General features: G+C 59.4%; 22 protein-coding genes. 9 read left to right on the forward strand and 13 right to left on the reverse strand.

The window, feature by feature from the left end:
• Positions 1-178 precede the first annotated feature (178 nt).
• Genes ACYVAC_RS15045 through ACYVAC_RS15055 form a run of 3 tightly spaced genes read right to left on the reverse strand, consistent with a single transcriptional unit; the run spans position 179 to position 2,513 of the window.
• Positions 179-883, reverse strand: a complete 705-nt coding sequence (locus ACYVAC_RS15045) for an SDR family oxidoreductase (RefSeq protein ID WP_461098566.1) — start codon at positions 881-883, stop codon at positions 179-181.
• Between the two features lie 24 nt (positions 884-907).
• Positions 908-1,450 (reverse strand): DUF1905 domain-containing protein, encoded by a 543-nt coding sequence (locus ACYVAC_RS15050; protein WP_461098567.1) that lies wholly within the window; start codon positions 1,448-1,450, stop codon positions 908-910.
• A gap of 4 nt (positions 1,451-1,454) precedes the next feature.
• Positions 1,455-2,513 (reverse strand): helix-turn-helix transcriptional regulator, encoded by a 1,059-nt coding sequence (locus ACYVAC_RS15055; protein ID WP_461098568.1) that lies wholly within the window; start codon positions 2,511-2,513, stop codon positions 1,455-1,457.
• A 154-nt stretch (positions 2,514-2,667) separates the two neighbouring features.
• Between ACYVAC_RS15055 and ACYVAC_RS15060 the strand changes: the two genes are divergently transcribed.
• From ACYVAC_RS15060 to ACYVAC_RS15070, 3 genes are all read left to right on the forward strand, one after another.
• Entirely contained in the window at positions 2,668-3,177 is a 510-nt protein-coding gene (locus tag ACYVAC_RS15060; protein WP_461098569.1) for a pPIWI_RE_Z domain-containing protein, read from the forward strand.
• Positions 3,178-3,229: 52 nt separating this feature from the next.
• Entirely contained in the window at positions 3,230-3,625 is a 396-nt protein-coding gene (locus ACYVAC_RS15065; RefSeq protein ID WP_461098570.1) for a pPIWI_RE_Z domain-containing protein, read from the forward strand.
• A gap of 71 nt (positions 3,626-3,696) precedes the next feature.
• The gene (locus tag ACYVAC_RS15070) at positions 3,697-3,945 is read left to right on the forward strand and encodes a hypothetical protein (protein ID WP_461098571.1); all 249 of its coding nucleotides are present in this window, start codon (positions 3,697-3,699) and stop codon (positions 3,943-3,945) included.
• Positions 3,946-4,055: 110 nt separating this feature from the next.
• On the opposite strand, the gene ACYVAC_RS15075 is transcribed toward ACYVAC_RS15070, so the two are convergent.
• Complete coding sequence (locus ACYVAC_RS15075; RefSeq protein ID WP_461098572.1) at positions 4,056-5,861, reverse strand: sodium:solute symporter family transporter; 1,806 nt, start codon at positions 5,859-5,861, stop codon at positions 4,056-4,058.
• Positions 5,862-5,927: 66 nt separating this feature from the next.
• Complete coding sequence (nhaD, locus tag ACYVAC_RS15080) at positions 5,928-7,223, reverse strand: sodium:proton antiporter NhaD (protein ID WP_461098573.1); 1,296 nt, start codon at positions 7,221-7,223, stop codon at positions 5,928-5,930.
• 105 nt (positions 7,224-7,328) lie between these two features.
• Here nhaD and ACYVAC_RS15085 point away from each other — a divergent pair, with 105 nt between their 5' ends.
• Entirely contained in the window at positions 7,329-7,652 is a 324-nt protein-coding gene (locus tag ACYVAC_RS15085) for a hypothetical protein (RefSeq protein ID WP_461098574.1), read from the forward strand.
• 20 nt (positions 7,653-7,672) lie between these two features.
• Here the strand turns inward: ACYVAC_RS15085 and ACYVAC_RS15090 are convergent, their stop codons facing one another.
• A complete protein-coding gene (locus tag ACYVAC_RS15090) occupies positions 7,673-8,851 on the reverse strand; it encodes a sodium:proton exchanger (RefSeq protein ID WP_461098575.1) in 1,179 nt (392 codons plus the stop codon).
• A 61-nt stretch (positions 8,852-8,912) separates the two neighbouring features.
• A complete protein-coding gene (locus ACYVAC_RS15095) occupies positions 8,913-10,409 on the reverse strand; it encodes a helix-turn-helix domain-containing protein (protein WP_461098576.1) in 1,497 nt (498 codons plus the stop codon).
• A gap of 148 nt (positions 10,410-10,557) precedes the next feature.
• On the opposite strand from ACYVAC_RS15095, the gene pckA reads away from it, so the two are divergent.
• Both pckA and fbp read left to right on the forward strand, forming a co-directional pair.
• Positions 10,558-12,141: a phosphoenolpyruvate carboxykinase (ATP) gene (pckA, locus tag ACYVAC_RS15100; protein WP_461098788.1), complete on the forward strand. Its 1,584-nt coding sequence runs from the start codon at positions 10,558-10,560 to the stop codon at positions 12,139-12,141.
• A 26-nt stretch (positions 12,142-12,167) separates the two neighbouring features.
• Positions 12,168-13,196: a class 1 fructose-bisphosphatase gene (fbp, locus tag ACYVAC_RS15105; RefSeq protein WP_461098577.1), complete on the forward strand. Its 1,029-nt coding sequence runs from the start codon at positions 12,168-12,170 to the stop codon at positions 13,194-13,196.
• A gap of 58 nt (positions 13,197-13,254) precedes the next feature.
• Here fbp and ACYVAC_RS15110 read toward each other — a convergent pair whose 3' ends face one another.
• Together ACYVAC_RS15110 and ACYVAC_RS15115 are read right to left on the reverse strand one after the other, a co-directional pair.
• Complete coding sequence (locus tag ACYVAC_RS15110) at positions 13,255-14,118, reverse strand: PE-PGRS family protein (protein ID WP_461098578.1); 864 nt, start codon at positions 14,116-14,118, stop codon at positions 13,255-13,257.
• Between the two features lie 113 nt (positions 14,119-14,231).
• Entirely contained in the window at positions 14,232-16,880 is a 2,649-nt protein-coding gene (locus ACYVAC_RS15115; RefSeq protein ID WP_461098579.1) for a PAS domain-containing sensor histidine kinase, read from the reverse strand.
• A gap of 195 nt (positions 16,881-17,075) precedes the next feature.
• Between ACYVAC_RS15115 and ACYVAC_RS15120 the strand changes: the two genes are divergently transcribed.
• On the forward strand, positions 17,076-19,511 hold the full coding sequence (locus tag ACYVAC_RS15120; protein ID WP_461098789.1) for an alpha/beta hydrolase family protein: 2,436 nt from the start codon (positions 17,076-17,078) through the stop codon (positions 19,509-19,511).
• A gap of 88 nt (positions 19,512-19,599) precedes the next feature.
• On the opposite strand, the gene ACYVAC_RS15125 is transcribed toward ACYVAC_RS15120, so the two are convergent.
• On the reverse strand, positions 19,600-20,757 hold the full coding sequence (locus ACYVAC_RS15125) for a DUF1624 domain-containing protein (protein WP_461098580.1): 1,158 nt from the start codon (positions 20,755-20,757) through the stop codon (positions 19,600-19,602).
• 72 nt (positions 20,758-20,829) lie between these two features.
• Complete coding sequence (locus ACYVAC_RS15130; RefSeq protein WP_461098581.1) at positions 20,830-22,302, reverse strand: MFS transporter; 1,473 nt, start codon at positions 22,300-22,302, stop codon at positions 20,830-20,832.
• A 132-nt stretch (positions 22,303-22,434) separates the two neighbouring features.
• Between ACYVAC_RS15130 and ACYVAC_RS15135 the strand changes: the two genes are divergently transcribed.
• Entirely contained in the window at positions 22,435-23,037 is a 603-nt protein-coding gene (locus ACYVAC_RS15135) for an isochorismatase family protein (RefSeq protein ID WP_461098582.1), read from the forward strand.
• Positions 23,038-23,076: 39 nt separating this feature from the next.
• On the opposite strand, the gene ACYVAC_RS15140 is transcribed toward ACYVAC_RS15135, so the two are convergent.
• On the reverse strand, positions 23,077-23,331 hold the full coding sequence (locus ACYVAC_RS15140) for a hypothetical protein (protein WP_461098583.1): 255 nt from the start codon (positions 23,329-23,331) through the stop codon (positions 23,077-23,079).
• 69 nt (positions 23,332-23,400) lie between these two features.
• Here ACYVAC_RS15140 and ACYVAC_RS15145 point away from each other — a divergent pair, with 69 nt between their 5' ends.
• Complete coding sequence (locus tag ACYVAC_RS15145) at positions 23,401-24,558, forward strand: cysteine desulfurase family protein (RefSeq protein WP_461098584.1); 1,158 nt, start codon at positions 23,401-23,403, stop codon at positions 24,556-24,558.
• Positions 24,559-24,571: 13 nt separating this feature from the next.
• Here the strand turns inward: ACYVAC_RS15145 and ACYVAC_RS15150 are convergent, their stop codons facing one another.
• Complete coding sequence (locus ACYVAC_RS15150; RefSeq protein ID WP_461098585.1) at positions 24,572-25,693, reverse strand: Fic family protein; 1,122 nt, start codon at positions 25,691-25,693, stop codon at positions 24,572-24,574.
• Positions 25,694-25,923 lie beyond the last annotated feature (230 nt).

Here is a 25,923-nt window from a genome sequence, read left to right on the forward strand (position 1 = left end):
ACCACGTTAGGTTTTACAACTGAATTTTGTCAGCCTTCACACAAAGCACCAACGCCTGCAACACCACAACCCCCTGAACTTCTACTCCTACAACTCTATAACATTATAACTCTACAACCCTATAACTCTCCAACTCCACAACCTTACAACTCTCTAACTATACAACTCTCCAACACAGTTAATACTCCTGCTCCAGGGGGTGCACCATAAACTCGTCGATGACGACGTGAGCCGGCCGGCTGATGATGTAGTGCATCGACTCGGCAACGTCCTGCGCCTGCAGGTAATTTTTCGACGTTTCGTGGCCGTGGCCTTTGGCATGGAAATGCGAATCGACCAGGCCCGTGTAGACCCCGCTCACCTTGATACCAAACGGCCGTACCTCTTTACGAAGCGCCCCCATAAAGGCTTCCTGCGCGTATTTGCTGGCGGTGTAGAGCGATCCACCCGCGAACGTACGCTTGGCCACGTCAGAAGCGACCACCACAATATGCCCCGCCCCCTGCGCCTTCAGCGACGGAAGGGCAGCTTTGGTCAGCAGAAACGTACCTTTCACGTTGGTCGCCATCAGGTCGTCCCACTCCGTCGCGCTGATCTCGTCGACGTTTTTGAAAACGCCGTAACCCGCGTTGTTGATTACCACGTCGATCCGGCCAAAGCGGTCCAAGGCGGTCTGCACAACGGTCGCCATGTCGGCTTCGCTGGCCACATCGCCGGGTACCACGGCAATATTGGCGTGTTCGGCAGCCAGTGTGTTCAGATCGTCGGCACTGCGGGCCGTGGCCACCACGTTGGCGCCCTGTTGGGCCAGCAGCAGGGCCGTGGCCCGGCCAATGCCGCGCGACGCGCCCGAAATAATGACGGTTTTGTTTTGCATGTTCATCCCGCAAAAGTACGGGAAGCAGCCTTAGGTCGGGTTATTTTTAGTGGACCGGATCATGTCGCTGTAGCCCTGCTTCAGGCTCAGCCCCCGGATCGCCTGACTCAGCCGTTTGGTTTTGGTGGGCAGCGTTTTGGCGCTGTCGATCCAGTTGCTGAAGTACAGCTGATGCCCCGGCGTCAGGGTGTCGAAGAAAGCCCGGGCATCGGGTGCGTCGTCGAGACAGGCCAGCAGATCGGACGATAGCCGCAGGGGCGCGTCGTCGTGCTGCAGGACGACCTGCACCGTAGCGCCCGCTTCTTTCCGGAGACCCCGGCGCATGGTGGCGTTGATGGCCATGATGAACGGTCCCGTCGCGTCGTCGTCGCTTCCATTCCCGGCCGAGGCCCCCATGGGCACCAATGCCACCTGCCGGATCGGCAGGGCATCGAGCTGCCCCTTCACCCGAAACGATGTTTTCTGGCCCGGGCTCAGCGTTTCGGCCACCGCGGCCGGAATATCGATAAACGTCCAGCCCGTTTTTTCACCTTTAGCGCCAAACCGGCGCAGTGTAGCGGTAAACGATACCATAGACTCAGGGCGTTGGGGCGGGTGTATAATGATCGAGCGTGGCCCGCAGCGACTCGGCCATGGCCTGCACCAGACTCTGGGGTTCCAGCACGGTCAGGTGCTCGCCATACGAGCGCAGGTGCATGAGCAGGTCGCGGTTGGGCGCCAGCCGAAGCCGCACCACGCAGGCCGTATCGTCGTCGCGCACTACCTCCTGCGTCTGGTGAATGGGTTTGGCCTTCACGTAGCGCCCAAACAGGGGCGTAAACGACAGCAGAATCTGCTCGACCGGCCCGTGGCTGTCGGTGATACCGTAAATATGTTCGAACAGCTCGCTCACACTGGCCAGCACAGCCGGCGGCACCGCACAGGGTTCGGGCAGGATGTCCAGATCGCTCATGCGGTCGAGGGCGAAGGTGCGCTCGCGGGCCGTTTTTTCATCGTATCCGATCACGTACCAGCTGTCGCCTACTTCACGCAGTAGAATCGGGTGCAGGCTCCGCAGGGGTGGCCGCCCGGCCGGGTCGGTGAGGGCGCTGCCATCGGTCTGTTCGTGTTTGCGGTACCGAAACTGAATCTGCCGCTCCTGGTTGATGGCCCGAATCAGCACCGGCACATACTGCCGGTTGCCCCCCAGTACTTTTTCTTCGACATACACCACGCGCCGGGTCAGCGTCGTGCCGGTACCGTCGTCGCGCTTCACCTCCCGGATAATATCGAGACTCTGCCGCACCTTCTGCAGCGCGTTGGTCAGCTCATCGGCGACCGAAGCACCCTGGGTAGCCGCCAGCACCTCCCGGGCATAATCGAGCGCTTCCATATCGTCGGGGCTCAGCATCAGGCGCAGGAGCCGAAACTGCGGATCAGTGTAATAGTAGCCATTGCGCCGTTTGTCGTAGGCGATGGGCGCATCGTGGTCTTCGCGCAGGCGCTGAATGTCCTTCTCCAGCGACGACAGCGACCGGATGCCGCACTTCTCCCGGCACAGCTCGAACAGGCGCTGCTTGGAGTACTGGCGCGGATACCGGCTGATGATTTCATCGATCAGTCGGTACCGCTGAAAGGCAGAACGGGTAATGGGCATACGCGCAGAAACAGCTAGACGTTCGGGCCGGGGCAACAAAACCGGGCCGTCGCAAACATGTAAAAAAAAAGTGGGGCAAAAAAGAAGGCCGTAAAAAGATTACGTTCTGCCCGGTAGAACTTTGTTCTGTCAATTTTTTTAAACAACGATACTCATGAACGCATCCTTTCATCACATCGCACCGATTGGGCAGGCCGTGCTGCCACTGGCCGGGCGCCCGCTGGGGCTACCGGTTGTTCAGGCGGGGGTTACCAACCTGATGCGGTGGCAGGAACCCCTCGCTACCCGGCTGCGCTACCGGCACAGCCTGCAGGGCCGGGTGGCCAACCGCCTGCTGAATATCGAGCTGGGCTTGTTTGTGCTGGCCGAGCTGCTGCCCATGGCACCGCCTGAAGCCCTCTCCAACCTGCTCACCGGGCAGGGCATCGCCTACCGCGAGCGGCCCGTCTGGACACCCCGCCAGCACAAGATGCTGAGTCGGGCACGGGTGCTGCTGGCGCCCTACCAGGACCGGGCGGTGTGGTATTCGGCCCTCACCAAATATGCTTCGCTCCGCAGCGACATACGTTTGTTTATGACCACGGGACGCATGGGCCAAAACCCCGACGCCAGCTCGTACGACCGGCGCGAACGGCTGCTACTTTTCGAACGGGCCGTTGCCTGACCACCCTACCCTTTTCTGTTTCTTACCCCGCTGACCAGTAACCAACATCCCCATGAACGTCCCCCACCCCACGCCCGCCAACCGGTCGGTTCGCAAAGCACCGACCCTGTCGTCGCGCCAGTTGCTCGATGTCGAACTGGGCCTTTTTCTGCTCGATACCCTGCTGCCGGCCGCCCGGCCCGATGCGCTGCTGACGCTGTTGCACGGCACGGGCGTACGGGGGGCCAGTGGCTGGACACCCCGCCAGCACAAGCTGCTGCACCGGGGCCGGGCCATGCTGGCACACATTCAGCAGCCCGACACCTGGCATGCCCTGCTCGATGCCTATACCAGCGGCCCACAGCGGTTGCAGGCCTACGACCTTAGTGCCGACCGGAGCCGTTTCCGCGAAAAATCGGTGGGGTTCTTCCGCAACCGAATCCGGCTGCTCAAACAAACCATCAGCTAACCCTCGCTATCCACACCCTTTTCATATAGCCTCTGCCTGAACAGCAAACAACAACAATCCTGATGATGAACATGAAAAAACCACCCAGACGCGTGAACCGCTACATTGTCGAGTCGGCGGCCAGCCAGCTGATTGCGGCCGAGGGCCGGATTACGACCCTGACCCTGAAGCGATACCTGCGCGACCGGCAGGGCTGGGCCTGCCAGGCCGACATCGACCAGTGGCTGCACGATACGGCCCTCAAATCGGGCTGGTCGGTTAGCGATACCGGTTTTGCCCGCATCTACTCCGCATCGTACGGGCTGGGCATAACCGCCTGATGCAACCGGCTAAAACCCGGCAAGGCCCCGCCAGTGGCGGGGCCTTGCTTATACCAGCTGTTTTCCAAGTCGCCTGCAGGCAACGGCTGGCCAACTCCGGTTGTGTTGACTCAGGCAAAATAATAGAGCACGCCGATGCTAACGGCGGTGAGCAAACCACCCCACCGCAAATCACCCCGCTCGCTTGAGGCCGGGTCGGCAGCCTGGCGACCCGGCATGAAAAACAGGCCCAGCGTGGCCAGAGCCGCCCAGGGCGCCACGGCCCGGGGCGACAGGCCGCCCAGCAGAATCAGGCTCACGAACACAGCCTGCACGGCCAGAAATAGCCCCACCGCCCGCGCCAGCTGCCCGGCGTTGAGATCGACACGCAGCCGGTCGAAGCCCGTCTGGTTCTGATTCGGGAATACCGTCCGGCTCAGTCCGATCAGGGTGCCCAGGCTCAGCAGAAACGTCAGCAGTACGCGGTGCATGAAGTTAAGTTTTGGGCCAAACAGGGCCGCCACCGCCGGGTTTGTTCCCAGAAAATGATCGTAGATAAACTCGGTCAGCAGCCCGAACAACGGTGCCAGCGCCATAGCGACCACGGCCGCCCGCGCCGATGCCCCCCGCCACAGTACCCCCACAAAGAAAGCCACCATGATGCCCGGCGTAAAATACGACAGTTGCGCCGACACCTTGAGCATGAAGTTGTTGGTACGGTCGGGCGTGTAGGTCAGCATGGCCAGCGCGATACTGGCCACCACCATCACCACAATCATCAGCCGCCCGAACCGCACAATCTGCCGGTCGTTGGCCCGGGGGTTCACGTATTTCTGGTACACATCCACGGTCAGCAGCGTCGTAGCCGCATTCATCATGGAATCGACCGACGAGAACGTAGCCGCCGTGAGCCCGGCCAGAATCATGCCCACCAGCCCAGTACCGGCCGGAATCACCGTTTCGACCAGTTTCAGAAAGGCATTGTCGGAGTTGAAGTCAGTAGCGTCGCCGAAGCGGGCGCGGAACAGGTAGAACGCAGCTACCCCGGCCGAAATGCTGAAAAACGGAATGGTCAGTTTCAGAAACCCGCTGGCAATAACCCCGCGCCGGGCGTCGGAGTCAGACTGAGCCGCCAGTACCCGCTGCACCAGAAACTGGTTGGTCGAGAAGTTGAAGCAGTGCTGTAGCAGCAGCCCCGTAAAGATTCCGGTCCAGGGCAGGTTGGGATGATTGCTGGGCAGGTAGAGATGCATTTTCTGCAGGGGGCGGGGCTGAGCCGCGTCGAGGTCAAGCAGCCCCAGAAAGCCCCCGATCTCGGGCTGGCTGAGCGTGAAGTAGGCAACGGCCGTGCCAGCCGCCAGCATCATCACGGTCTGAATGGTATCGGTGATAACGATGCTCTCCATACCACCCCAGATGGTGTAGGAGCAGGTGATCAGGCCGATCAGCACCAGTCCGGTGGTGTAGGACATGGCAAACGAGGTGCCGCCGAATAACCACTGTAGCGTGATACTGCCCACGTAGAACGAACCCACCAGCTGCACCAGAATGATCAGGATAAGCAGGATGGTATAGAGCAGCCGGGCCTTGTCGTTGTAACGAACCTCCAGGTACTGCGAGAGCGTAAACACGTCAAGCCGGCGGTATGAGGTCAGGAACACGAAGCACAACAGCAGAATGGCCGGAAAAACAATCTCGTAATGCGCCTGCACAAACCCGATCGAATAGCCGATACCCAGCATCCCGATCAGGTGAAACGACGAAATATTGGTGCCGAATACCGAGCCCGCCACGGCCCACCAGCGAATGTTACGGCCAGCCAGAAAGTAATCTTCCGCCGTTTTTTTGCGCAGGGCGATAACGATACCGGCCGTGGGCATGATGGCCAGCATCAGCACCAGCACCACAATGTCGATGGATTCTAATTGGGAGAGCATGAATTCAAAAACCTAAACCACAAAGTACGCACATTGGCGCCATAACATCCCGGCCAGCGGGCCGGGCTAGTGAAGCAGATAATACTGGAGCAGAAACGTAGCCGCCCCGGCCAGATACCCCGCTCCGGCCAGCCAGCTGATTCGGCGCAGATACCAGCCAAAGGCCAGGTTTTCCATCCCCATCACGGCAACCCCGGCCGCCGACCCGATGACCAGAATACTGCCGCCCGTACCGGCACAGTAGGCCAGAAACTCCCATAGTTTACTATCGGTCGGAAAGGCTGCCAGATCGTACATACCCATGGCAGCCGCCACAATCGGCACGTTGTCGACCACGGCCGATACCAGCCCGATCAGCAGCACAATGGCATCAAGATTGCCCACTGACTGGTTGAGGCCTTCGGCCAGGCCATGCAACACGCCGGTGGCTTCGAGCGTGCCAACGGCGAGCAGGATGCCCAGAAAAAACAGGATACTGGGCGTATCGATCCGACTCAGCGCGTAGGCCGCCGTCAGTTTCCTGCGCTCACTTTCGTCTTTATCTTTATGAATCAGTTCCGAAGCCACCCAGATAATACCCAGCACCAGCATCATGCCCATGTAGGGCGGCAGGTGGGTCAGGGTTTTGAAGATGGGTACATACAGCATTCCCCCCAGCCCGATAGCCAGCATGGTTCGGCGGTCGCGCCGGGCGGTGGGCGTGATGTAAGGCCGGCTCACGCCCTTGTTGGGGCGCGTGGTTACGGCCTGCACATCGGGTCGGTACTGGTAGGTGAGCAGGGCCAGCGGCACCGCCATCGCCACCAGACTCGGCAGCAGCAGCGAACCCATGATCGACACCGTGCTGACCTGACCGCCAATCCAGAGCATGGTGGTCGTAACGTCGCCAATGGGCGACCAGGCCCCCCCGGCGTTGGCCGCAATAATGACCATACCGGCCATCACCTGCCGCTGCCGGCCATCGCGCACGAGCTTGCGCAGCACCGACACCATCACGATAGACGTAGTCAGGTTATCGAGCAGGGCCGACAGAACAAAGGTCAGCAGGCTGATAATCCAGAGCAGGGTGCGGGTGTTTCGGCTGGCAATGCGGTCGGTGATGAGCGTGAAGCCATCGTGCACATCGATCAGCTCGACCACGGTCATGGCGGCCATCAGAAAAAACAGAATTTCGGCAATGCTGCCCAGGTGTTCGGTCAGCTGATGGGCCACGCTGGCCGGGTCAGTAGCCATCAGGGCGTAAATGGCCCAGCACCCAACGCCCGTGATGAGCGCCGTCGCCGTTTTGTTGATGTGGATGGTATGTTCCAGCGTAACGAGTACGTAACCAACCACGAAAAGTCCAGTCAGAAGTAATAGCATAACAGATGAGCGTCGAACCGGCGCCCGACTTTTTTTGTCTTTATAGTAGTAGCGATTTACTGTCGTTGCCTCGCCCTGAGGTCGTCAGTTTGTCACTGTTCAGGAATGGCCAACTCCCGATTTATTCTTCGCATCCCATCACTGGGTCCCGACGGCATGGCGCTGTTTCCGTTTATTCTGGTTCGGCAGCCCAACCCCGGTCCGGTGCTGGTCAACCACGAGCGCATTCACCTGCGGCAGCAGGCCGAGATGGGCATTATACCGTTCTACCTGTGGTACCTGATCGAATACGTCGTGCGCCGGTTTCAGTTCAGGGACCATTACGAAGCGTACCGAAACATCAGTTTCGAGCGTGAAGCCTTTACCAACGATGCTGATCTGCACTACCTGCGCGGCCGGCGGTGGTGGGCCTTTCTGCGGTATCTGTAACCCCCGGGCCCGGCAACGCCCTAGGTGCTGTTGCGCCCCCGGTAGCCCAGCAGCCCCGTCATCATGACCAGCGCCGACAGCACGACGACCAGCATCGGTATGCCATCGCGGAAACCAAGCAGCCGCAGGCTGGGCGGAATATTGAGGTAGAGCAGTACCGTAATGAGTCCCCGCGGAGCAATCCAGATCAGTGGATTCGACGGGCCCTGGTAGGTAATGCGCAGTGTCACCCAGCGCCACCCGATTACAATCACCATAATCAGCAGGCTCACGATCAGGGCATCGATATCGAGCAGCTGGGCCGGTATGGCCGAATAGCCAAAAATCAGGAAAAAGAACGTACGGACTACGAATGAGCCTTCGGCCGTGAGGTTTTTGAGCTGATCGAGTTCCTTTTCGAACAGATCGTTTTTCAGAATCAGACTCAGGCGCCCCCGGATAAAGAGTTCGGTGTTGTTTAGAAACAGACCGAAGATCAGAATCAGCAGCAGCGACGAAAGCTGGTTTATTTCGGCGATGGCATAGACCAGAAACAGGACCGAAATAATGGGCAGAAACTTGATCCGGTGGTTGATGCGCCCGATCAGGTAGAGCAGCAGAAAGCAGCAGCCCAGCGAGAGCAACGCCATCGCCAGCGTATCGCGGGCAAAGGCCCAGACCCCGCCCAGCACCGATGTTTGACTCAGTACCAGAAAGTTATAGGCCAGTACGCCCAGCGTAGCCGCAAAAGCCGATTCATACACCATGAATTCCCGCTGCCCGCCCGTCAGGTTCAGCACCGTCGGAATCACCATCGAACTGCTCAGAATGGAAAAGGGCAGCGCCGTAATCAGGCAGTGGTAAAACGAATCGTTGAGCAGCAGAAACAGCACGCCCGCCAGCAGCAGCATGGTGCCGGTTACCGAGAGCAGCGACGCCAGCAGGGTTCGACGCAGTACGTCGACCTTTTCGCCGGTCAGCTCCAGATCGAGCGCCCCCTCGAGCACGAGTAAAATCAGCCCCAGTGTGCCGAGCGTCGGTAAAATAGTGTCGACATACGGCACCTTGACGCTTACGTAGTCGGTCACCTGACGGGTCAGGATGCCCAGCATCAGCAACAGCAGTACCGACGGAATCTGAAACCGGCTGCTAAACAGGTCGAATGCATAGGAGATCAGCACCGACAGGCTCAGTACGATAATCAGGGTTGACGAATCCATCGGGAAAGATAACAAGCGCCTGCCAGTCGGCAAAAGCCCGTTTCCGCCCGGCACCGTTTGCCTAGCCCTGGCGCAACCGCTCAACGGTGTCCAGCACGGCGGTCCGGCGCTGCTGCGACGCCAGCTCGACGGGGGGCGCCACCCGAACGGTGCAGTCGGCAATGGGGCAGCGCTCGCAGGTTTCGCCGACCTCGGTACGGGCAATGGCCGGATCGTTCAGAAATCCGAATACCGCCCGCGACTGCTCGTTCATGGGGAAGCCGATGTTGATGCTGCTGTTTTCGGTGTTGGGGGGCGACGACCGGGCCACCGAAATCACAAAGTACTCGGTACCCGTAGCCACGTAGGTAGTGATCTGGCCACCCACCAGCGGAGTACCGTCCCAGCGCTGCTGCCGCTGCCGATCGGCCAGGTTGTTCAGAATCGACACCGCCACCTGCCGCCGGCAGTAGTGCTCATCGCGCGCCACGCCGTGGGGCGTGTGCAGCCGGCTCAGGTGCAGCTCCTTCGTAAGCCGGAACCGCTGCGTATCGGCCCGGTTGTCGAAACGCAGAAAAAAAAGCTCTTTCAGGCCGAAATGGTGGGTAAGCACGTTGGTGATGCGCTGCAGAAACACTTCGGGCGTAACGGCATACTGCTTCATGATCTGCAGCAGGCGGTCGGGTTGCCAGGTGCGCTGGTGCAGCAGGGTGGTCAGGTCCTGAGCGAGCGATTCCGGCGGCAGCAGAATGGCCCGGGCCAGATACGACGCCCTGAAATTGTTGAGCACCTCGTCGAACGAGCGGGCTTCCAGCACCGACGATTCGAGGGGGCGCACCGTGATGGCCAGCCGCCGGTACGCCACCTCGCGCGCCAGCGTGAAGGTGCGCTGCTCGGCCGACAACCGGGTGTTGATAAGCAGCTCGTTTTTTTCCGGCAGCCATACCGACCGCAAACTGGCCAGCTGCGGCTGGGTAGTAGCGTTGTAATCAGTGACCGTACACCCGTATTCGGTTTGCAGGCACTGCGTCAGCCAGGCCGGATAATCGGCCAGTCGGGCCGGGCGGGTGTGTTCGCTCAGAAAGCGCCCGCCTTCGGCTTCAAGCTCACCAAAGTAGTTGTCGTGCATGGCCTGGTAGGTCCGCAGTACCGAGAAGTAAAACTGCTCGACGTGCAGATCGTAGTTGCGGCCGATTTCGATCAGGGTGCTGATGAAGGCACTCAGTTTGACCGGCGCGCTGGCCATCAGCTCCAGAAAATAACCGGGCTCCAGCCCAAACATAGCGAGCGGCAACTCGCTCAGAATGTTGGAATTGAGCAACTCGGCAACGGGCTCCAGCGTTTTGCTCAGCTTCAGCGACACCAGCGTGTCGTAATCCGTATCGAGCGCTTTGGCCAGCGCAAACACCTTCTCGATTTTCGGGTACTTCTTTCCCTTCTCGATCTCGTTGATATACGACGGCGACAGACCGGTGCGGGCGGCCAGGTCGTAGGTCGATAAACCGCATTCGTGCCGGAGCTGCTTCAGCTTCAGGCCAAATAGCAGCCGTACTTTGTCTTTATCGGTTGTGGCGGCCACAGGCAGGTTTTTAGTTCGATGGCAAAGATAACCATCGCCGGTTTTTTTACGAACATCAATAAAAAAGCGAACGTTCGCTTTTTTATTGATGTTCGCTTTTATACATTCGCTCATCAAAAGCTTTGTCAACCGCAATTCACCAATTTGCATGGTAGCCGAACCAACTGTCAATGCCACTACCCTCGTACCGGGTGAGCAGGCGCTTCGCTTTCTGGCCATCCCCGATGTGCAGGAGCTACGTTTCCAACTGTCGCCGGCCCGGCTGATCGAGTACGCGCTCGACCACCAGGAAGGGAAACTTACCGCCACGGGAGCGCTCATGTGCGCCACGGGCCGCTACACAGGCCGATCGCCCAAAGACCGCTACCTTGTGCGCGATAGCCTGACCGACTCGACCGTCGACTGGGGTTCGGTGAATATCCCGTTCGACGAAGCCCAGTTCGACCGGCTGCACCGGAAAATGCGGCACTTTGCCGAATACCGCCCGGCCTACGTCCGGTACGCCCGGGCCGGGGCCGATCCGCGCTACCAGCTGAACCTCTGCATCCTGACCACCTCGGCCTGGCAGAATCTGTTCTGCGCCAATATGTTTCTGCGCCCCACCGACGATGAGTTGGATGGGTTCACGCCCGATTTCAGCATTCTGGCCATTCCGGAGTTTCAGGCCAATCCAGCCGAAGACGGTACGCGGGGAAGCAACTTTGCCATCCTGAACCTCAAAAAGCGCGTCCTTCTGGTCGGCGGCACGGGCTACGCCGGCGAAATAAAAAAGGGCGTTTTCTCAGCCCTGAATTTTCTGCTGCCCCAGCAGCAGGTGCTGTCGATGCACTGCTCGGCCAATCAGGGCCGGCGGGGCGATGTAGCCTTATTTTTCGGTCTGTCGGGCACGGGCAAAACCACCCTCTCGGCCGATCCGGAGCGGGAACTCATCGGCGACGATGAACACGGCTGGACCGACCACGGCATTTTCAATATCGAAGGGGGCTGTTACGCCAAGGTCATCAACCTGAGCCGGACGCACGAACCCCAGATATACGACGCGATCCGGTTTGGCGCCATCGTCGAAAACACAAAATTCTTCCAGAACACACACACCGTCGATTACGCCGATAAGTCGCTGACGGAAAATACCCGCACGGCCTACCCGATTGATTTTATCGATAACGCGGTGCTGCCGTCGGTAGGTGGCCATCCCGAGCATATCTTCTTTCTGACCTGCGATGCCTTCGGGGTGCTGCCGCCCATTGCCCGCCTGACGCCCGAGCAGGCCATGGATTATTTTCTGCTGGGCTACACCGCCAAGGTGGCCGGTACCGAAATGGGCGTAACCGAGCCGCAGACCACGTTTTCGGCCTGCTTCGGGGCGGCCTTCATGCCCCTGCCCCCTGCCACCTACGCCCGGTTGCTGGGCAACCGCATTCGGGAGCATGGCGCCAGCGTGTGGCTCGTCAACACGGGCTGGACGGGTGGCCCCGTCGGAACGGGTTACCGGTTCAAACTGCCCCACACCCGGGCACTGCTTCGGGCAGCCCTCACCGGCGGATTTGCCGGCGCCACGTTCAAACCCCACCCGGTATTCGGCATTGCGGTGCCCGATCAGTGCCCGGGCGTACCGACCGAACTGCTCGATCCGCGCGGTACCTGGGCCGACAGAGCCGCCTACGACAAAGCCGCTTACGAACTTAACGAGCTGTTTATCAGCCAGCGCCGGTTAATCGACGCGCACTGCTGACTTTATCGGCCAACTACCTTACGGGAATGATGACAGCCTCTATGCAACCTGCCCAGCCTTCGCTGGCCGACACCGACCGACTGGCCTCGCCAATCGGCACCACCCTCGACCGGTTTATCATGCGCCGGCAAACGGCTTTTCCCTACGCTACCGGCGAACTCTCGCAACTGCTGCGCGACATGGCACTGGCCAGCAAGATCATCAACCGCGAAATCAGCCGCGCGGGCCTGGTCGAGATCACAGGGTCGGCCGGGTCGGGAAATATTCAGGGCGAAACCCAGCAGAAACTTGATGTCGTGGCCAACATTCGGTTTATCCGGGCGCTTAAAAACGGGGGTGAAGTGTGCGCCATCATCTCCGAAGAAGACGACCACATTATCCATACCGGCAACAGTAACGCCAGGTATGTGGTAGCTATCGACCCCCTCGACGGGTCGTCGAACATCGATGTCAACGTATCGATCGGGACTATTTTTTCGGTGTACCGGCGGGTCACGCCCGTGGGCACACCGGCTACCGAGGCCGACTTTATGCAGGGGGGTGACAAGCAGGTAGCCGCGGGGTATGTGCTCTACGGCTCCTCAACCATTCTGGTGTTCACGACCGGTCAGGGCGTGAGCGGGTTCACCTACGATATGTCGCTGGGCGAGTACATCCTCTCCCATCCCGACATGCAGCAACCGGCCGACGGTCAGATTTTTTCGTGCAACGAAGGCAACGTAGCCGATTATCCGGCTTCGGTGCAGCGATACCTGCAGCAGTGCCGGGCGCAGCGCCTGACAGGGCGCTACATCGGCTCGCTTGTAGCTGATTTTCACCGGAATCTGATCAAGGGCGGCCTGTATCTGTACCCGCCCACGCCTAAAACGCCCAATGGCAAGCTGCGGCTGCTGTACGAGTGCTATCCGATCGCATTTATTGCCGAGCAGGCGGGCGGCACGGCCACCGATGGGCAGCAGCGGCTGCTCGATGTAAAGCCCGGTGAACTGCACCAGCGCTCAGCACTCTACGTTGGGTCGCCACAGATGATCGATGCCCTGACCGCTGCGGATTGAGGGACAGGACAGCGGGGTTGTGGGACTGGCTCTGAAGAACCCGTTCCACAACCGGCGCTTACTTGCGGGCGTAGTAATACAGGTTTACGCTCGACGCACTGGCACGTTCGCTGAGGGTGAAGTACCCTTTGTTGTCTTTGGCAAAACAGATGGCCTCACCCTGGGGCTCAACCCGATAGGGCAGCTGCCGGCTGTTGCCTTTCTGCAGGGCATCGGCAATCGACTGGCCGGCGTCGCGTTTCCAGTACCGGATTTCGGTATAGGTGCGTACCATCAGTTCGCTGCCGTCGGGCGAAATAGCCGCTCCCGTCACAAACGTCATGGGCAGTTGGCCCAGCGATTCGGCTACCGTTACTTCGTTTATGTTCTGGGGGTAGGCCAGGCGATACAGGTGTACGTTGGGCTCCCGTTTCGAGATAATGTAAATGTCTTTGGTGGCCGGATCGACCAGCATGGCCTCGGCATCGCGCGGGCCGTCGGGGTAGCGGAAGTTGATACGCTCGACCTGCGTGATTGGGGTCTGCAGGCTGGCCGGCTCCGGAAACCGGTAGATCTGGCAAATGGGATACTGTGCATTGTTGTCGCCGATGTCGCCCATGTAGATGTAGTTGAGACCCGCGTTTGGGCCGGGGCCATAGCCCATGTCTTCCCAGTCGCGGTTGGGCACCGGCAGGGCAATGGTACCTTTCACTACGCCATCGTAGCCCAGCAGGGTCATCTGGGCCGCATTCCCCCCGTCTTCTTCAACCCACAGGTTGCCGGGCATGGTACGGCTATCGGCAATACCCGACGCTTCATCGATTTGCCCCGGTGTAATCGGCGTCGCGGTGGGGTCGGCAAACTGGGCGTAGTCTACACTCGGTATTTCGAGTTTGCAGGCTACCAGCACCAGCGCGCTGATGGTTAACAAAAAAAGTCGCATGTGAATGGTTCCGGTTGATTCAGTCGCCAAAGTAACGAAATAGGCGCCGAAAATGAGGTACGCCGGTTCGTCAGTGGCCTGCTAAAGGCCTGAATGGTCCAGCCGAAGCACGGCTAGGCCGGCAGCAGCAGCCAGAACGTGGCCCCCTGGCCGGGTTGCCCTTCGGCCCGAACGTAGCCCCGGTGGTTCTCGACCACCCGCTGCACAATGGCCAGCCCGACACCCGTACCGGCATACTCGTTGCGGGTATGGAGCCGCTGAAACACCCGAAAAATCTGCTCGGCATACCGCGGTTCAAAACCGATGCCGTTGTCGCTGACGGCCAGTAGCCAGAAGGCCTTCTCGCGCTCTTCCGACAGCAGCTCGAAATCGGTTTCGCAGCCTTTCAGGGCCCGGGCACTGATGCGGATACGGGGGGTATGCCCGGGGTCGCCCACCCGCGCAAACTTGATGGCGTTGGAGATCAGGTTCAGGAACAGCTGCTGCAGCTGAACCCGGTCGCCCGGCACCACCGGCAGCGCCTGCTGGTCGACCACTACGCCTTTTTCTGCCGTGCTCAGCTCCAGATCGACCAGTACATCGGCGACCAGCTGCGCCAGATCAACGGGCCTGAACTGCTCCCGCACGCTGCTCAGCCGCGAATACGCCAGCACGTCCTGAATCAGCGACTGCATGCGGTTGGCCGCCTGCTGAATCCGGTCGAGCATGGTTACGCCGGCCCCATTGAGCACGGCGCTGTACTGGGTCTGCAGCACGTCGCCGAAGGTCTGAATCTTACGAAGCGGTTCCTGCATATCGTGCGACGCCACGTAGGCAAACTGCTCCAGATTGGCATTGGACCGTTTTAGGTCATCGATCGTCAGTTCGAGCTGCTGCTGCAGCTTTTTGAGCTTGGTGAAGTTGCTGAACGTGACCAGCACATCGGTGCCCATGCGGGTAATCTTGATATCCATCCAGACACTTTGCCCGTTGGTCAGGTGGTACTGGAAATCGAACCGCTGATCGGCACCCGTCCGGTAGGTTTTCAGATAAGCATCGAACAGCCCGTTGGTTTTATACTCGGGAAACCACGCGCTGCCCAGCGCCCCGGCCAGCGTCGGCGGCTCCTGACCAACCAGCCGGGCCAGGTACCGGTTGACGCGTTTGAACCGAAAATCGACCACCTCGCCCGCCTGATCGGTCACGGCACTGAACAGGTAGATACCCGTCTGGGTCGTATCGATGATGGTCTGCAACTCAACGGCGGCCTGTTCGAGTGCCCGCTGCTGCTGCCGGATCTCGGTGGTATTGGTAAACGTCAGCACCAGCCCGTTGTCCTGCCGGGCCGCCGATACCACAAACCACCCTTCCAGCTGCTCATCGTGGTAGTAAATTTCCCTCTGCCGCATCTCGCCGGTCGCATAGGTGTCGGCGTAGAGCGCGAAGAAGCCGTTCTCCTTGTAGGATGGATAAACCGCCAGCATGGTATTGCCAACGGCCGCCACGGGGTCGGCCCCAGTTAGTTCGTACACAGCCCGGTTGGCTGCCAGTATGCGAAAGTCGGTCAGATTACCCTCCGCGTCAAAAAGTGGGTCGAGCAGCAGAATGCCGTTGAGCGACCCGTCGAGCATGGTCCGAATCAGGCCCGACTGCTGTTCGGCCCGCAGCTGTGCCTGTTTGCTCACGGAGATATCGCTGAACGTAACGACAAACCCATCGTCGAGCTGCTGGGCCGATATATCGATCCACATGTCGAGGCCGTCGTGCTGGTAGTTAGCCTCCGTGCGGGCGGGGGTGCCCGTTTCGGTAACGGCGCAGTACATTGTAAACAGCCCGGCTTCCCGATTGCCCGGAAAGGTTGTCAGCAGTGAATCACGCAGCAGTTCGGTTTCCGAACGACCCGTTAGCCCACAGGCTGCCTGATTGACCGACAGCAGGGTAAAGTCGACGATAGCACCGGCCGCGTTGCGGATGGCGCGAAAGGCCATAATGCCGTTAAGCGAACTGTTGAGCACACTATGCAGCAGACTGGCCTGCTGCTGAACGGTTTCCTGCGACTGTTTAAGCGATGTAAAATCGGTGAAACTGACCAGCAGATCGCCTTCCAGTGGCGTTGCCACCACGTCGAACCAGCGATCCAGGCCGTCGGTATCGTAGTGCAGCTCGAACTGCCGTGGCAGCCCGGTTTCATGAGCCTGCCGGAAATTGACAAATACGTCGGTCTCCCGATAGCCCGGAAACCAGACCGACACGGGTGATCCGACCAGCAGCTCGGGGCTGTCCTGCCCACTCAGTCTCGCCAGGGTGTGGTTCGCCAGCTCGAAGCGAAAGTCGACCAGCCGACCAGTGGCATCGTGAACGGGCGACAGCAGGAGGATACCCGTCTGAGCCTGGGCCATAATGGCATCAAGGTCACGCTGCAGACGGGTAGTCGATACGGGTTCGGCCGGAGGCTGGGCAAGCAGCAGCACCCCATCGCCGACCCGGCTATACCGCAGGTGCATGGGCCGACCGAAAGGAGCCTCGGCCCGCACGACCGTTTGCGGCTGCCCGGTCTGGAAACATTTTGTCAGATCGGCATAGAGCGTAGGCGCCCCGTCGGCCGTTAGGAGGGGATGTCGATCGAAGAACGAACCGGCCTGCCGAACCGCTGCGGTGTTGATCCGATCGGCCCGAAAACCCGTCAGCGTACCAGCGTCCGTATGGTACGGGCTGAACCAGACAGCGGCATCGGGAAGATTATAAAAAAGCTGGGCTTCGATCGAATTGGTCGCCGATTCCATGACTGATTCTAACTGTGTAATAGGTGCGTTAACCCAACGCCCCGACAAGATACTATGCCGGGGGTTAACTAGCCTAACCGAGAGATTTCGACGAGTGTTTTTAATTCAAGACCCGGGAACAGTATCTTTAGCCAAGATACTAACCTGACTATACGTATGGTCTTCAACCGCTCCTTAACACATGTTATCACGGGGATGCTGGTCCTGACATCGACAGTGCTCGTTCGGGCACAGGATGCTACCAGCTACCAGACCCCGCCCAAGGCCCTGGCCGATCTGGTCACGGCACCCCCTACGCCCGGCGTCAGTGTCAGCAGCAAAGGCGACATGATGCTGATTATGGAACAGGCGTCGGCACCGTCGATTGCCGAACTGGCCCAGCCCGAGCTGAAACTGGCCGGTTTGCGGCTCAACCCGGCCACTAACGGCCCCAGCCGCGCCCGCTACATCACGGGACTCAAGCTGAAACGGCTGCCCGCCGGCAGCGAAGTAGCGGTGACGGGCCTGCCGGCCAGCCCCCAGCTGAGCTTCGTACAGTGGTCGCCCAACGAAACGAAGATCGCCGTGGCCCACACGACCGATGCGGAACTCGACCTGTACGTAATCGACGTGGCGACGGCGGCTGCCCGCCGGGTCGGCACGGTAACGCTCAATGGGGTGCTGGGTACGCCCTACCACTGGCTTTCCGACAACAACAGTCTGCTGGTCAAGACCGTACCGACGGGTCGCGGTCCCGCTCCGGAGGTAAGCCGGGTGCCGTCGGGCCCTACCACGCAGGAAAACCTGGGCCGCAGGTCGCAGGCCCCCACCTACCAGGATCTGCTGAAAAATCCCTCCGACGAGCGGCAGTTCAGCTACTACGCCACCGCGCAGGTAGTTCGGCTGACTCTCGACGGCCAGTCGACAGCCATTGGCCAGCCGGGTATCATCACCACGGCCGATCCCTCGCCCGATGGCCGCTACGCCCTAATCCAGACCGCGCATACGCCCTTTTCGTACCTCGTCCCCGTCAACCGGTTCCCGATGCGCACCGATGTATACGGTATGGATGGCAAGCTGGTCAAGACGCTGAACGATGGTCCGCTGCAGGATAACGTGGCCTACAGCCCCGATGGCGCCCCGACGGGTCCGCGTGAATACACCTGGCGGGCCGATGCGCCGGCGTCGGTTTATTATACCGTTGCTCAGGATAACGGCGACCCCAAGGTGAAAGCCGATATCCGCGACAAGGTGTACCTGCTCGACGCTCCCTTCAGCGGGCAGCCCAAAGAAATCTACGCAGCCGCCTACCGCTTCGAAAACTTCGACTGGGGCACGGATAAAATGGCCCTGGCCACCGAGCGCTGGTGGCAGAGCCGCAAGAGCCTGACCAAGACCGTCGATCCGTCGACCTGGCAGGCTGCGGTGCTGTTCGACCGGTCGTACGAAGACCGCTACACCAACCCCGGTCAGCCCGACATGCGCCGGAACCAGTACGGCCGCGAGGTGCTGAACCTGCTGCCCAACAACGAAATTCTGATGCTGAACGGGCAGGGTTCATCGCCCGAGGGCGACCGGCCCTTCGTGAGCCTGCTCAACCTGACGACCAAAAAAACCACCGAACTGTGGCGGTCGCAGGCACCTTATTTCGAGCGCCCTGTGGCCATTCTGGATGCCGCCCGCCGGGTAATACTGACCACCCGCGAAACGCCCGACGAAAACCCCAACTATTTCGTCCGCAACCTGAAAGCCCGCATCGCGCCGGTACAGGTAACGAGCTTCCCGCATCCGTATCCGCAGCTGAAAGGGGTGCAGAAGCAGCAACTGCGCTACAAACGCAACGACGGGGTCGACCTGACGGCAACGCTTTACCTGCCCGCCGGCTACAAGAAAGAGCAGGGGCCACTGCCTACCTTTCTGTGGGCCTATCCGGCTGAGTTCAAGAGTAAAGATGCCGCCGGTCAGGTATCGGGCTCACCCTACCAGTTCAACCGCATCAGCTACTGGGGCGCGGCTGCCTTCGTTACCATGGGCTACGCCATTCTGGATAATGCCAGCATCCCCATCGTGGGCGAAGGCGACAAGGAGCCGAACGACACCTACGTACAACAGCTGGTGGCCAGCGCCAAAGCGGCCATCGACGAGGGAGTTCGGCTGGGCGTGGTCGATTCGAGCCGGGTGGGTGTCGGAGGACACTCCTACGGCGCGTTCATGACGGCCAACCTGCTCACCCACAGCCGACTGTTCAAAGGTGGCATTGCCCGCAGCGGTGCCTACAACCGTACCCTGACGCCTTTTGGTTTCCAGAACGAACAGCGTACGTACTGGCAGGCGCCTGAGGTCTACAACACCATGTCGCCCTTCATGAACGCCGATAAGATGAAGTCGCCCCTGCTGCTGGTACACGGCGAGGCCGACAACAACACGGGTACGTTCCCGATCCAGTCGGAGCGGTATTACAATGCCCTGAAAGGCTTCGGAGCCACCACCAAACTGGTCTTTCTCCCCTACGAGAGCCACGGCTATACGGCCAAAGAATCGCTGCTGCACATGCTGTGGGAGATGAACGGCTGGCTCGACAAATACGTAAAAAACCCGTCGACCGCGACCAAAGCGACCACGCAGCCCGGCAAAATGGGCGGGGGTAAATAACCACACTTGTTATTAAAAGGGGTTGGCCCAGGGGCAATGCACGGTGCATCGCCCCTGGGCCAATCCCTTTTTTTGTCGTTTTTGGTGGTCAGATATAGCGGGTCAGCCACTGCCGGGGATGGGCAGCCTTGTAACGCCCGTACCAGCGACAGAGCGGGTACAGTAGCGCGACGATACCGAGCCAGACCAGGTACACGACCGGCAGCGACACTCCGGCTCCCGGCGGTCGGCCGAAACTGAGGGGGCCAATAACCAGGTCGGAGAAACCGTAGCCCTGCACGAGCATCATGCCAATCATGGCGCCTTTGACCAGATACCAGTGCAGCAGGTAGTAGAACAGCGGTACCGCGCCATATACGCGCAGCAGCCGCGTCAGGCGGTTATCGGCCCCATCGGCCAGGGCTAGCAGCAGAAACAGTAACCCCAGCATCAGGGCATCGTACTGCAGCGACGGGGGGTATTTGCTCACGTTTAGAAACGAAAGCAGCGTGTTGACTGGCGTGGCCTGCACGGCCCAGGGGCGACTGTCTCCGTACAGGTTGATAACGCGCAACACCAGAAACAAGGCGAGCGACAGCAGGCCCAGTTGCCACAACGCGCGCTGCCGATCGGTAGCGGGCCGGGCAAAAACGGGCCCAGCCGCAAAGCCCGTCAGCATCAGGCCAAACCACGGCACGATCGGATAGGCCACCAGCAGCATAAAGGCGGGGCTTACCGGAAACAGCTCGGTGCGAAACAGCAGTGACCACCCCAGCCGGGCCGCCGGGTTCGTGAAGGCCGGCACCAGCAGGAGCAAATCGTGCAGCATAATAATACCGAGTCCCAGACCGAGCAGCCAACGGATCGGCCAGCGAATCAGCAGCGCCAGCAACAGCAGGCCCGCACCGATGGCAAAAATAACCTGCAGCATCAGCGAATGATAGCCGAAATCGGTCCAGAACGCGAAGTTGATGAGCGTCAGTTCGAGGCCAATGAGCACCAGCCCCCGTTTGGCCAGCCACGTCCGGGCCTCAGCAGGTGTTCGCCGGCGCAGCGACAGCCAGGCCGACGTGCCCGACAGAAACACAAAGGTGGGGGCGCACAGGTGCGTAATCCAGCGGGTCAGAAACAGCCCGGGCGTCGTTGTGGTCAGATCGGTGGGGTCCTGCGTCAGGGCGGGCAGGTGGAGCAGGTCGCGGACATGATCGAGCGCCATAATCACCATCACCAGCCCCCTGACCGCATCAATCGAATCGATTCGCTTCATGGTGCGGTTGCGCCCTGTGTTGGTACGCAACAGCTCCCAAAATGCAGGCAGAGCCGAATTTTACCTATCCAGTTACGACACCATGGGGGCCGCCCCCTGCTCAGCGATGGTCGGTGAGAGGGTGTCGGGCGTGGCCGCACCCCGGCTCAGCGAAATAGCCATGGCCGCCAGTACAAGACCGGTCATCATCAGGTACACGTACCGCATGCCCGTCAGCTGCGCCACCGTATCCTGCGGCTGTATGTGCTGTTGCACGGCTACGTAGTTGCGGGTACTGTACCAGACGGCAGCGGCCACCGCGATGCCTACCACCAGCCCCATGTTGCGCATAAAGGCGATGATGCTGCTGCCCACCCCCCGCTCCGAGAGGGGTGCCGCGTTGAGCGCACTGCTGCTGTTGGGCGACTGAAACAGGGCAAAGCCGAAACTGACCAGCGAACTGCGCCAGACCACATCCTGCCACACCCAGTCGGCCTGCAGAAACGAAAACGAGAAATAGCCGGCAGCCGTCAGCAGCAGCCCCGCACTGGCCAGCCAGCGCGTACTGACCCGACTCGAGAGGTAGCCGCCAATGGGCGCCACCACACTCAGCGTGAGCGGGCCGGCCAGCAGCACCAGCCCCGCTTTCTGGGGCGTAAAGCCCAGCATCTGCTGCAGAAAGAACGGAATGATAAACAGGTTGCCGCCTGAGGCCACAAACCCCAGCCAGGCTGCCAGGATGGCCGAGGTGTAGGGCCGTACCCTGAACAGACTCAGTTTGAGCATGGGGGCCGGCGTACGCGACTCCCACCAGAAAAACCCGCCCAGCAGCACAGCCCCGACACTGAGCAGCCCGATGACCAGCGGATTCGACCAGCCATAGTCGGGCTCGGGCCCGAAATCGAGGCCGGTCAGGAAGGCAATGACGCCCAGCAGAAACAGCCCCGCCCCTACCAGATCGAACCGCTGTTTAGGCAGCGTAGGGCTCGTGGGCAACACCACCCACGCCCGCCAGATGGCAATCAGGCCGATGGGTACGTTGACAAAAAAAATGCTCGACCAGCCAAACTTACCCAGCAGCAACCCGCCCACGACGGGACCGGTGCTGGAGCCGGCGGCCACGATAGCGCCCATCAGTCCCAGCGCCTGTCCCCGCTCGCTGGGCGAGAACGTATCCGAAATAATGGCCGGCCCAATGGCAAAAATCATGGACGCCCCCAGCCCCTGCACCACCCGGAATACGATCAGTGACAGGCTGCTCCACGACAGGCCGCATAATAGCGAGCCCAGCACAAACACGGCAAAGCCCGTAATATACATGGGGCGCCGGCCCAGCCAGTCCGATAGTTTGCCCATAATCAGGAGCGTACTGGTGGTGGTGAGCAGGTAGCTCAGCACCACCCACTCCACGCTGTCGCCGGCGTTGAGTTCGCGCCGGATGGTGGGCAGCGCAATATTGACAATGCTGCTGTCGAGGGTAGCCATAAAGGTGCCGAATGCCAGCGTGGCCAGCACCAGCCATTTGTTGGGCACCGTCGACGGAGAAGCCGGGAGCGATTGAATCACAGGGTATGCGGGAGTTAAAACCTGTTGGCATAACCCACCCGTATGCCGGGTTGTTCGGGCACTGGACAGCGAACGGGATTAACCGCGCCCCCCCGGCGCGTGTTAACTACAGTAACCAATCCGTTGACAACTATGCTTACTACCCTCGACCCAGCCACCGCTCTGGTACTGATTGATCTGCAGAATGGTATTATCAGCCAGCCGACGGCCCACCCCATCGATGCCGTACTGGCCAATGCGGCCCGGCTGCAGTCGGCTTTCCGGGCCCGGCAACTCCCCGTCGTGGTGGTCCACGTCGAGCCCATCGGCGCACCGGCCTCCGTAGTACGGGCCGAGCAGAGCCGGTTTCCGAAGGATGCCGCCGGTCAGCAACAGGCCCAGGCCCAGATGATGCGCGACGGCTTTTTCGACATGGCCGACCCGGTGAAACCGCAGCCCGGCGACCTGCAGATTACCAAAGAAACCTGGAACGCCTTTTACAACACGCCCCTCCACGAGCAGCTGCAGAGCCTCGGCGTTACGGGTATTGTGCTGGCCGGCGTCTCCACCAGCATCGGCGTCGAAGGCACGGCCCGATCGGCCAACGAGCGCGGCTATAACCTGACCTTCGTCACCGATGCCATGACCGATTCGGTTGGGGCCGCCCACGACAACAGTCTGGCCCACATTTTCCCGCGTATTGGCGAACTGGCCACCACCGATGCCGTTATCCGAGCCCTGGACGAGCCGGCCTAATGCGCCCGCCTGATAGCCTACTTTTTGCGATACTGCTCCTCAAAGTCCATTGCTGCCCAGGTGGGCACGCCCAGGGCCGGCCATTCGACCAGAAAGCGGCCGGTCTGGGTATCTATTAATGATGGTGCGGGTGTCTTTACCGGTAATGGCCTGATAGCGCTGGTTTGGCCAGCCCGATTGGTTGGGCTGTGCCGAATCATGATCGGGTCTGTTGGCCATCAGCAGCAGGGCGGATAGCGTCAAAGCGCCGAAGCAAAATGATTTGAAGTCGACGGTGAATTGAATCGTTTTCATAGCGGAGCGTTGTTATTTGTTCCTGTAAGCAACAGCCCGGACTGGCTGTTTTCTATCTATCTTCACTCAATGATTTACCTCGACAATAACGCCACGACTCGAATTGACCCCCGCGTGCTGGACGCGATGATGCCGTTTCTGACCGACAACTTCGCCAATGCCGCCAGTACGCACCCCTTCGGTGTGGGCGCTAGTGAAGCCGTCAAAACGGCCCGGCAACAACTCGCCAACCTGCTCCATTGCGACCCGCACGAACTGATCTTTACTTCTGGCGCAACGGAAGCAATCAACCTGGCGATCAAGGGAGTAGCAGAGACATACGGACAGACGAAAAAACACATTGTCACGGTGCAAACCGAGCACAAAGCCGTACTGGACGTGTGCGGGTATCTGGAAAAGCGTGGGTTCGACGTAACGTACCTGCCCGTTCAGCCCGATGGATTGCTGAATCTGGACGTTGTCAAAGCCGCCCTCCGCCCCGACACACTGCTGGTATCGGTGATGTGGGCAAACAATGAAACGGGTGTTGTTCAGCCGATCCGCGCCATTGCTCAGCTCGCCCACGAAGCCGGTGCCCTGTTTATGACCGATGCGACGCAGGCCGTGGGTAAACTACCCATCGACGTAGACGCGGCTGGCATCGATCTGCTGACGTTCTCAGCCCACAAATTTTATGGTCCAAAGGGTATAGGCGGTCTGTACGTCCGCCAGCACAGCCTCGCCGGTACGTCGGTGCGAAAAGTAAAGCTGGAAGCCGTGTTGCATGGCGGTGGTCACGAACGCGGCCTGCGCAGTGGCACACTGAATGTACCGGGCATTGTAGGCATGGGTAAAGCGGCCGAACTGGCGCCCGTGACTGCCGTAAAAGAGTTGCAAGATGTCGCGTCTCTACGGGACCAGCTCGAAAGCGATCTACTACAAATTCCGGGTACGTCGGTCAACGGCAACCGAGATCATCGGCTTTACAATACCACTAACGTCCTGTTTGAAAACTGTGACAGCGACGCGCTGATTATGGGACTGGAAGGCATCGCCGTCTCGAACGGCTCGGCCTGCACAGCCGCCAGCATCGATCCCTCGCACGTATTGCTGGCGATGGGTCTAAGCGAACAGGATGCCTTTTCCTGTCTGCGATTTAGCTTAGGGCGATTCAGTACGGAAGCCGACGTAATAGCTACGGTGAATTCGGTAAAGGGGATCGTGGAAGAACTTAGGGCGTTGGTTTAGCTATAATGGTTAACTATTCCCTTAACAGGTCGAACAAACGGGTGTTAATAAACAACGTTTCCTTCCACTTCTGTTCGGAGCGTAACAAACCAAGCCTTTCGACCGTACGCAGGTATTTGGAGGCTGTTCGCCGGTCAACCGCTAACCGTTCAACAACGTATTCAATCTTGCTATAGGGATATAGAAACAGTACCTCAACTAGTTCTTTGCTATATACATTAGGAGCCTCGCGTCGTATCTCTTCAGCTGTCCGGTCAAAGAGCGCCTGGATGCTCAGAATCTGTTCTATTGTTTGTTGAGCGGTTTCTTCGACTGCCCGCAACACAAACAAGATCCAATCCGTCCAATTCTGATGCGTACGTACTTCCTGTAACAGCCGGTAGTAGTCAGCCTTATGGCTAATGATGTAGCCACTTAGATAAAGAATCGGTTCGGTCAACAGGTCCTGTAAAATCAAATACAATACGTTGATGATACGTCCCGTGCGGCCGTTGCCGTCATAGAATGGATGAATGCTCTCGAACTGGTAATGCTGAATCGCTAATTTGATTAGAGGAGAAACGTCATCTTCTTCATCCGAATTCAGATATAGCTCCAGGTTACGCATCAATGTCTGAAGTACGTCTGGGTCATCGGGGGGTGTGTAGATCACTTCGTTAGTGCGGTCATTACGTAGCGCCGTACCAGGCAACCGTCGAATACCCGCCTGATTGGCTTCCAATTCCTGCTGGATAGCTATAACTGCATTAGTAGTCAGAAAACCGCGTTCACGAACAAAGCGAAACCCGGTATACAGGGCCTGACGATAGCGCAGCACTTCTTTAGTAGCGTTATCCACCAGCCGCCCTTTGGTTGTTAAGGCCTGATACAATCGGTCGCTGGTCGTGATGATATTTTCAATTTCCGAACTGGCTTTGGCTTCTTTAAGCACCAATGCATCAACCAATATAGCTTGATTAGGTAGCAGACGCGTCAACCCTTTTAGTTCGGCCAACGCCCGAATGGCCCGGCTTTCCTGCCGAAGAATAGGCAAACTCTCTATCTGCTCACGCGAGGGTGGCAATAGTGGGAGTTGGTTGTAAGGCTGGTCAAGCCGTAAGTCTATCATGTACAAAAATGCGCTTTTTTTGTACATGATAAATCAATCGTGTACATTTTTTGTACATGACAGTTCAAATTTTCACGACGTATACAGAACCATCCCCAGCACGAGAAGTACCGGCATATCACCAATTTTAAACGCTTCCACTTGGAACGGGGTAACATTATATGGGGCAAAGACTGGGACCTGATTTTTCCCAATCTCGCAACTTCATCAGGAGTACGTAGAGCTGGCGATTAATTAAGTTTTCTCTCCCTAAGAAT

It is taken from the genome of Spirosoma luteolum, from assembly GCF_054778875.1.